At 60.5% G+C, this 8,222-nt stretch carries 6 protein-coding genes; 4 read left to right on the forward strand and 2 right to left on the reverse strand.

Annotation, left to right across the window (positions count from 1 at the left end; translation table 11 throughout):
• The first annotated feature begins 103 nt into the window (after positions 1-103).
• A complete protein-coding gene (locus KGB28_RS13595; protein ID WP_223445813.1) occupies positions 104-1,453 on the forward strand; it encodes a CoA transferase in 1,350 nt (449 codons plus the stop codon).
• A 130-nt stretch (positions 1,454-1,583) separates the two neighbouring features.
• Here the strand turns inward: KGB28_RS13595 and KGB28_RS13600 are convergent, their stop codons facing one another.
• On the reverse strand, positions 1,584-2,447 hold the full coding sequence (locus tag KGB28_RS13600) for a DNA-3-methyladenine glycosylase family protein (protein WP_223445815.1): 864 nt from the start codon (positions 2,445-2,447) through the stop codon (positions 1,584-1,586).
• Complete coding sequence (arcD, locus tag KGB28_RS13605) at positions 2,444-3,871, reverse strand: arginine-ornithine antiporter (protein ID WP_223445817.1); 1,428 nt, start codon at positions 3,869-3,871, stop codon at positions 2,444-2,446. Before arcD (KGB28_RS13605) ends, KGB28_RS13600 begins: the two co-directional genes overlap by 4 nt.
• Positions 3,872-4,315: 444 nt before the next feature.
• Between arcD (KGB28_RS13605) and arcD (KGB28_RS13610) the strand changes: the two genes are divergently transcribed.
• From arcD (KGB28_RS13610) to KGB28_RS13620, 3 genes are read left to right on the forward strand one after another with little or no spacing between them, the layout of a single operon-like run.
• Positions 4,316-5,743 (forward strand): arginine-ornithine antiporter, encoded by a 1,428-nt coding sequence (gene arcD, locus KGB28_RS13610; protein ID WP_223445819.1) that lies wholly within the window; start codon positions 4,316-4,318, stop codon positions 5,741-5,743.
• 51 nt (positions 5,744-5,794) lie between these two features.
• Entirely contained in the window at positions 5,795-7,051 is a 1,257-nt protein-coding gene (arcA, locus tag KGB28_RS13615) for an arginine deiminase (RefSeq protein ID WP_223445821.1), read from the forward strand.
• Positions 7,052-7,075: 24 nt separating this feature from the next.
• Positions 7,076-8,086 carry an ornithine carbamoyltransferase gene (locus KGB28_RS13620; RefSeq protein WP_046042231.1) on the forward strand — a complete coding sequence of 337 codons (1,011 nt, stop codon included), beginning with the start codon at positions 7,076-7,078 and terminating at the stop codon, positions 8,084-8,086.
• Positions 8,087-8,222 lie beyond the last annotated feature (136 nt).

Below are 8,222 nucleotides of genomic sequence, written 5' to 3' on the forward strand. Positions count from 1 at the left end.
AATGTGCCGGCCTCTTCGCGAGCAAGCCCGCTCCCACAAAGGGATGTCATCGGGACTCGAGTTTTTGGACTAAGATCTGGCTCTCGCTCCGGAGGGCCCTTCGATGACTGATCTGCTCACGTCCATTCAAGCCGCACTCGGTTTGCCTCACACCCCGATTCCATTCACCTCCAGCGGCGCCCTGCCCTCGGCGTTTGCCGTTACGGATCTGGCCTGCGCCAGCATCGCTGCCGCCGGCCAGGCCGCCAGCGAACTGTTGCACCAGCAAACCGGGCACCTGCCCGGTCTTGAGGTCGACCGACGCCTCGCATCATTCTGGTTCGCAACCTCAATTCGCCCGCTTGGCTGGAGCGTTCCGCCGCTGTGGGACCCGATCGCCGGTGACTACGCCACCCGCGATGGCTGGATTCGCCTCCACACCAACGCGCCCCATCACCGCGCCGCTGCCGAAAGCGTGCTCGGTGCCAGTGCCGACCGCGCAGCGATGGCCGGCCAAGTGGCCCGATGGGCGAACAGCGAGCTGGAGCAGGCGGTGGTCGATGCCGGTGGTTGCGCCGCCGAAATGCGCACCTGGGAACAATGGCAGGCCCATCCTCAAGGCCAGGCAGTGAATGCCGAACCCTTGATTCTGTTCGCCAACCACCCAAGCCAGAGCCGCAAACCGTGGACAGGTTCAGTGGCTCGACCACTGGCCGACATCAAGGTGCTGGACTTGACCCGAGTACTGGCAGGCCCCATCGCCAGTCGCTTTCTGGCAGGCCTGGGCGCCGATGTCCTGCGCATCGATCCGCCGACCTGGAACGAGCCTGGGGTGGTGCCGGAAGTCACCTTGGGAAAACGCTGCGCGCGCCTTGATCTGAACGACAGGTCCGACCGCGGCGTATTCGAATGCCTGCTCAAGGACGCCGACATCCTGCTCCACGGCTATCGCGCCGATGCGCTGGAGCGGCTTGGCCTGGGCATCAATGAGCGCCGACAACTGAACCCCGGCCTGATCGATGTCTGCCTCAATGCCTATGGCTGGAACGGCCCCTGGCAAAACCGGCGGGGCTTCGACAGCCTGGTGCAGATGAGCAGTGGCATTGCCGAAGCGGGCATGCGCTGGAAGCAGGCGGACAAACCGACGCCGTTGCCGGTACAGGCCCTCGATCACGCCACCGGGTATTTGATGGCGGCCAGTGCGATCAGGTTGTTGGCGCAGCGGTTGAACGACGGTACGGGGGGCTCGGCGCGATTGTCGTTGGCGCGTACGGCGAGGTTGTTGATCGAGGCTGGGGCCGGGTCCGATGAGCCGTTGCGGGCAGAGGATCAAAACGATCAGGGGATACAGGTTGAGCAAACGCCCTGGGGGCCGGCGCATCGGTTGCAGGCGCCGCTTAAGATGACGGGGACACCATTGCAATGGACATTGCCAGCAACTGATTTGGGTTCACATCGCGCGCAGTGGTGGTGACCGTCAGATCGCCTTCGCGAGCAAGCCCGCTCCCACATTTGATCGCGGTCGTCAGCAAGTACTCGGTCAACTGTGGGAGCGGGCTTGCCCGCGAAGGCGTCAGGACTGCCAGTACAAATTCCGGATCAGCTCAGTCCGCCCGACTCAACGAAGTCCACAGCACCTGCGCCGCATACCCTCGATAAGGCCGCCACCCTTCAGCCCGCTGCAACAGCTGCCTGGCTGTCACCGGCCCACCCTCCAGCGCCGCCAGCGCATTGATCAGCCCCACGTCGCCATTGGGAAACCCATCCATCTCCCGCAATTGCCGCAAGGCAATGTATTTTGCCGTCCAGTCACCAATCCCGTGCAAGGCCAGCAACCGCGCAACCCCCTCGTCCCGGCCGGGCTCAAACAATCGCGGATCATCGAGCAGTGCCTGAGCCACTCCCGACAAGGTCCGGCCTCGGCTTTTCGGCATGCCCAGCGCTGCCAGATCTGCTCCTGCCAAAACGCTGGCCTGGGGAAAAACATGGGTCACTCCCGGTAGCGCTGAACTCAACGGTGTGCCGTACTGCGCTACCAGTTTGCCCGCCAACCGGATCGCCGCCACCACCGTAATCTGCTGCCCCAGCACCGCACGGATCGCCAGTTCCAGCCCATCCCACGCCCCCGGTACACGCAACCCCGGACGCTCGGCAATCAACCGCGCCATCAGCGGATCAACCGCCAAGTGCCGGTGAATCGTGGACAGGTCGGCATCCAGGTCGAACATTCGCCGCACTCGCGCAACGATCTCAGGCACGGCAGCAGCATCCGGAAAGTCCAGATTCAGCTCAAGTGCTTCGGGTGTAACAGGCTGGATCGAAAACGTACCGTGAACGCCATGCACGTCGATGCTGCGCGAGTAGACACCCTCGACCACCGTTTCCATGCCAACGATCGCCCGCGCCGACAAGAACCCCAGCAACGCCGGCCAGTCATAGGGCGGCTGGTACGCCAGCAACAACCTCACAGACTGAGCACTCCGCTGTACAACCCATAAGCCGCCAGCCCCGCCCCACCGATGACACAGGTGAAAATGCCTTTCTCGACCACCGTGAACAGTGGTTTGCCCTGCTCATTACGTGCCTTGGCAAACAGGATCACACCCGGCGCATACAGCAGCGCCGACAGCAGCAAATACTTCAGGCCGCCGGCATACAGCAACCACACCGCGTAGCCCAGGGCGATGCTACCGATCAGCAGGTCCTTGATCCGCTCGGCGGGTGCCTGTTGGTAGGTTTCACCTCGCGCGCACAACAACACCGCATAGGCCGCCGACCACAGGTACGGCACCAGAATCATCGAGGACGCCAGATAAATCAGGCTGGTGTAGGTGCCGGCGGAAAACAGCGTGATCAGCAGGAACAGCTGGATCATCGAGTTGGTCAGCCACATCGCATTGACCGGCACGCGGTTGGCGTTTTCCTTGGTCAGGAATGCCGGCATGGTCTTGTCTTTCGCCGTGGCGAACAGGATTTCGGCGCACAGCAACGCCCAGGACAACAAGGCCCCCAACAGCGAGATCGCCAGGCCGACGCTGATCAGCAACGCGCCCCAGGGGCCGACGATATGTTCAAGCACCGCCGCCAGCGAGGGGTTCTGCAGTTTCGCCAGTTCCGGCTGGGTCATGATCCCCAGCGACAGCACGTTCACCAGCACCAGCAGCGCCAATACCCCAATGAACCCGATCACCGTCGCGCGGCCCACGTCGGAGCGTTTCTCTGCCCGGGCCGAATAGACACTGGCGCCCTCGATACCGATGAACACGAACACGGTGACCAGCATCATGTGCCGGACCTGATCCATCACGCTGCCGAACTCCGGGTTGTTGCGCCCCCAGATATCGAGGGTAAAGATGTCCGCCTTGAACGCCACGGCAGCGATCACGATGAACATGATCAGCGGCACGATCTTGGCCACGGTGGTCACCTGGTTGATGAACGCCGCCTCCTTGATCCCGCGCATCACCACAAAATGCACGGTCCAGAGCAGCACCGAAGCACAGACGATGGCAATCGGCGTGTTGCCTTCGCCAAAGACCGGAACGAAATAACCGAGGGTGCTGAACAGCAGCACGAAGTAGCCGACGTTGCCCAACCAGGCGCTGATCCAGTAGCCCCAGGCCGAAGAAAAGCCCATGTAGTCGCCGAACCCGGCCTTGGCATAGGCGTACACCCCGGAGTCCAGCTCCGGCTTGCGATTGGCCAGGGTCTGGAACACGAATGCCAGGGTCAGCATGCCGACCGCAGTGATTGCCCAACCGATCAGGATCGCCCCGGCATCGGCCCTGGCCGCCATGTTTTGCGGCAGGGAAAAGATCCCGCCGCCGATCATCGAACCCACCACCAACGCGATCAATGCGCTCAGGCGAAGCTTGTTCGGTGATTGCGCCATCGTTGCATCTCCATTTCCGAAAAGGGGCGACAACTGCCGCGAGATCGTCACATAACAGGCGTCAACTAAACTGTTGAAGAGTAATAACGTTTATTGGATAACGCCAACATACGTCTTTTAACTTGCACAAAACGGCTATTAGAGGCGCCGATATAATCATTTGTTGTATACGTTTTTCCAATACATCAATTTCGTACAAAAAACCCGCCGGGAAAATTTGCGAATTCTGAAAAACCAACTAGCGTCATAATTCGAAACAAACTATACAAAGTACTGAAATAATCTTGAAAAGGCTCTAGAACAAGCATTACAGGCAGCCGCCTTGCAAATGATGGCACTCCGCCAAGAAACTGGGAACGCTCTCATTTAGTGATCCAAGTCAGCTGATTGGATAGCCAACGGAATTAATCTGTTGCCTCTCTTCTCCTGCATTGGAGTCATGCAATGTCTGAAACTCCCGGAAAACTGAAACTCGGCGCGCTGGTTGCGTTAGTCGTGGGTTCGATGATTGGTGGCGGGATCTTTTCCCTGCCACAAAACATGGCGGCCAGCGCGGATGTCGGCGCCATTCTGATCGGTTGGGCGATCACCGCCGTCGGCATGCTCACCCTGGCGTTCGTGTTCCAGACCCTGGCCAACCGCAAACCCGATCTTGATGGCGGGGTTTACGCCTACGCCAAGGCCGGTTTCGGCGACTACATGGGTTTCTCGTCCGCCTGGGGCTACTGGATCAGTGCCTGGCTGGGCAACGTCGGTTACTTCGTCTTGCTGTTCAGCACCCTGGGTTATTTCTTTCCCGTGTTTGGCGAGGGCAATACCGTGGCTGCCGTGATCGGTGCCTCGGTGCTGCTCTGGGCCGTACATTTCCTCGTACTGCGAGGAATAAAGGAAGCAGCGTTCATCAACCTGGTGACCACCGTCGCCAAGATCGTGCCGCTACTGCTGTTCATGTTGATTGCGTTGTTCGCCTTCAAGCTGGACATCTTCACCGCTGACATCTGGGGCCTGAAGAACCCGGATCTGGGCAGCGTGATGGACCAGGTGCGCAAGATGATGCTGGTCACCGTGTGGGTGTTCATCGGCATCGAAGGCGCGAGCATCTTTTCGGCCCGGGCGGAAAAACGCAGCGATGTGGGCAAGGCCACCGTGATCGGCTTTGTCACCGTGCTGCTGTTTTTGGTCCTGGTCAACGTGCTGTCGCTGGGGATCATGACCCAGCCGGAACTGGCCAAGTTGCAGAACCCGTCGATGGCCGCCGTGCTGGAGCACGTGGTCGGCCACTGGGGTGCGGTGCTGATCAGTGTCGGTTTGATCATCTCGTTGCTGGGGGCCTTGTTGTCGTGGGTGCTGCTGTGCGCGGAGATCATGTTCGCCGCCGCCAAGGACCACACCATGCCGGCGTTTTTGCGCAAGGAAAACGCCAACCATGTACCGGTCAATGCCCTGTGGCTGACCAACGCCATGGTCCAGGTTTTCCTGATCATCACGCTGTTCTCGGCCAGCACTTACCTGTCGCTGATCTACCTCGCCACCTCGATGATCCTGGTGCCTTACCTGTGGTCGGCGGCCTACGCGTTGTTGTTGGCGGTGCGTGGCGAAAGCTACGAAGGCGCGGCTGGCGAGCGGCAGAAGGATCTGATCATCGGTGCGGTGGCCCTGATCTACGCGATCTGGCTGCTGTACGCCGGCGGCATCAAGTACCTGCTGCTGTCCGCCCTGCTCTACGCCCCCGGCGTGATCCTGTTCGCCAAGGCCAAGCTGGAAATCAACAAACCGGTTTTCACCAACGTCGAGAAGCTGATTTTCGCTGCGGTGGTCGTCGGCGCCGTGGTGGCGGCCTACGGTCTCTACGACGGCTTCCTGACCCTTTAGCTCCTGTTTCTAGAAGCACAACCCTGTTTTGTCATCTGGAGGATCACTGTAATGACCAAGGAAAAAGTTAAGTACGGCGTCCATTCCGAAGCCGGCAAACTGCGCAAAGTCATGGTTTGCTCCCCAGGCCTGGCCCATCAGCGGCTGACCCCGAACAACTGCGATGAACTGCTGTTCGACGATGTGCTGTGGGTGGCCCAGGCCAAGCGCGACCACTTCGACTTCGTTACCAAGATGCGTGAACGCAACATCGATGTGCTGGAAATGCACAACCTGCTGACCGACATCGTCGCCATTCCCGAAGCCCTGGACTGGATTCTGGAACGCAAGATCACCGCCAACTCGGTGGGCCTGGGCCTGATCAACGAAACGGCCTCGTGGCTGCGCAGCCTGGAGCCGCGCAAGATCGCCGAGTTCCTGATCGGCGGCGTATCGGGCGATGATTTGCCCACCAGTTTCGGCGGCAAGGCCATCGAGATGTTCCGCGACTTCCTCGGCAACTCCAGCTTCATCCTGCCGCCGCTGCCCAACACCCAGTTCACCCGCGATACCACCTGCTGGATCTACGGTGGCGTCACCCTCAACCCGATGTACTGGCCGGCGCGCCGTCAGGAAACCCTGCTGACCACCGCCATCTACAAGTTCCACCCCGAGTTCACCAACGCCGACTTCCAGATCTGGTACGGCGACCCGGACAAAGAACATGGCAACTCCACCCTTGAGGGCGGTGATGTGATGCCGATCGGCAACGGCGTGGTGTTGATCGGCATGGGCGAACGCTCGTCGCGCCAGGCCATTGCCCAACTGGCGGTGAACCTGTTCAAAAACAAGGCCGTCGAGAAAGTGATCGTCGCCGGCCTGCCGAAATCCCGCGCGGCGATGCACCTGGACACCGTGTTCAGCTTCTGCGATCGCGACCTCGTCACGATCTTCCCGGAAGTGGTGAACCAGATTGTCGCCTTCACCCTGCGTCCCGACGAAAGCAAGGCGGGCGGCATCGACATCCGTCGCGAAGAAACCAACTTCCTCGACACCGTCGCCCAGGCCCTGAACCTCAAGGCCCTGCGCGTGGTTGAAACCGGCGGCAACAGCTTCGCCGCCGAACGCGAGCAATGGGACGACGGCAACAACGTAGTGGCCGTGGAACCGGGCGTGGTCATCGGCTACGACCGCAATACCTACACCAACACCCTGCTGCGCAAGGCCGGTGTGGAAGTGATCACCATCAGCGCCGGCGAACTCGGCCGGGGACGGGGCGGCGGCCATTGCATGACCTGCCCGATCATCCGCGACCCGATTGACTACTAACCTGTTCACCTTAGGAGATCCAAAATGGCGTTCAATATCCATAACCGCAATCTGCTGAGCCTGGAACACCACACCCCTCGCGAATTGCGCTACCTGCTCGACCTGTCCCGCGACCTCAAGCGTGCCAAGTACACCGGCACCGAACAGCAGCATCTCAAGGGCAACAACATCGCGCTGATCTTCGAAAAAACCTCGACCCGCACCCGCTGCGCGTTCGAAGTTGCAGCCTATGACCAGGGCGCCAACGTCACCTACATCGACCCGAACTCTTCGCAGATCGGCCACAAGGAAAGCATGAAGGACACCGCCCGCGTGCTCGGGCGCATGTACGACGCCATCGAGTACCGTGGCTTCAAGCAGGAAATCGTCGAGGAACTGGCCAAGTTCGCCGGCGTGCCAGTGTTCAACGGCCTCACCGACGAATATCACCCGACGCAAATGATCGCCGACGTGCTGACCATGCGTGAACACGCCGACAAACCGATCCACGAGATCAGCTACGCCTACCTGGGCGACGCGCGCAACAACATGGGTAATTCCCTGTTGCTGATTGGCGCCAAGCTCGGCATGGATGTGCGTATCTGCGCGCCAAAAGCCCTGTGGCCGGCGGACGACCTGGTGGCTCGCTGCAAACAGTACGCAGAAGAAAGCGGCGCGCGCATCACCCTCACCGAAGACCCGAAAGCGGCGGTCAAGGGCGTGGACTTCATCCATACCGATGTGTGGGTGTCGATGGGCGAGCCGGTCGAAGCCTGGGCCGAGCGCATCCAGCAGCTGCTGCCGTATCAGGTCAACGCCGAACTGATGAAAGCCACCGGCAACCCGCGCACCAAGTTCATGCACTGCCTGCCGGCGTTCCACAACAGCGACACCAAGATCGGCAAGCAGATTGCCGAGCAGTACCCGCACCTGAAGAACGGCATCGAAGTGACCGATGACGTGTTCGAGTCGCCAGCCTGCATCGCCTTCGAGCAAGCGGAAAACCGCATGCATACGATCAAGGCGATTCTGGTGTCGACGCTGGCTGATCTCTAACGGCTGACTCGCTCCCACACTGGCCCGATTCCAACCGGGAGATCGAGTTGTTTGTGACTTCTCTTTTAGAAGGACTGCACCATGCGTATCGTCGTTGCTCTGGGCGGTAATGCCCTGCTCCGCCGGGGCGAACCCA

This window comes from Pseudomonas sp. BF-R-19, assembly GCF_019956445.1.
Classification (GTDB): domain Bacteria; phylum Pseudomonadota; class Gammaproteobacteria; order Pseudomonadales; family Pseudomonadaceae; genus Aquipseudomonas; species Aquipseudomonas fluorescens_BH.

Excerpts from the sequence above, each read along its gene's own strand:
- KGB28_RS13595 (WP_223445813.1), top strand. The coding sequence starts at position 104 with ATGACTGATCTGCTCACGTCCATTCAAGCCGCACTCGGTTTGCCTCAC.
- arcD (WP_223445817.1), bottom strand. The coding sequence starts at position 3,871 with ATGGCGCAATCACCGAACAAGCTTCGCCTGAGCGCATTGATCGCGTTG.
- arcD (WP_223445819.1), top strand. The coding sequence starts at position 4,316 with ATGTCTGAAACTCCCGGAAAACTGAAACTCGGCGCGCTGGTTGCGTTA.
- arcA (WP_223445821.1), top strand. The coding sequence starts at position 5,795 with ATGACCAAGGAAAAAGTTAAGTACGGCGTCCATTCCGAAGCCGGCAAA.
- KGB28_RS13620 (WP_046042231.1), top strand. The coding sequence starts at position 7,076 with ATGGCGTTCAATATCCATAACCGCAATCTGCTGAGCCTGGAACACCAC.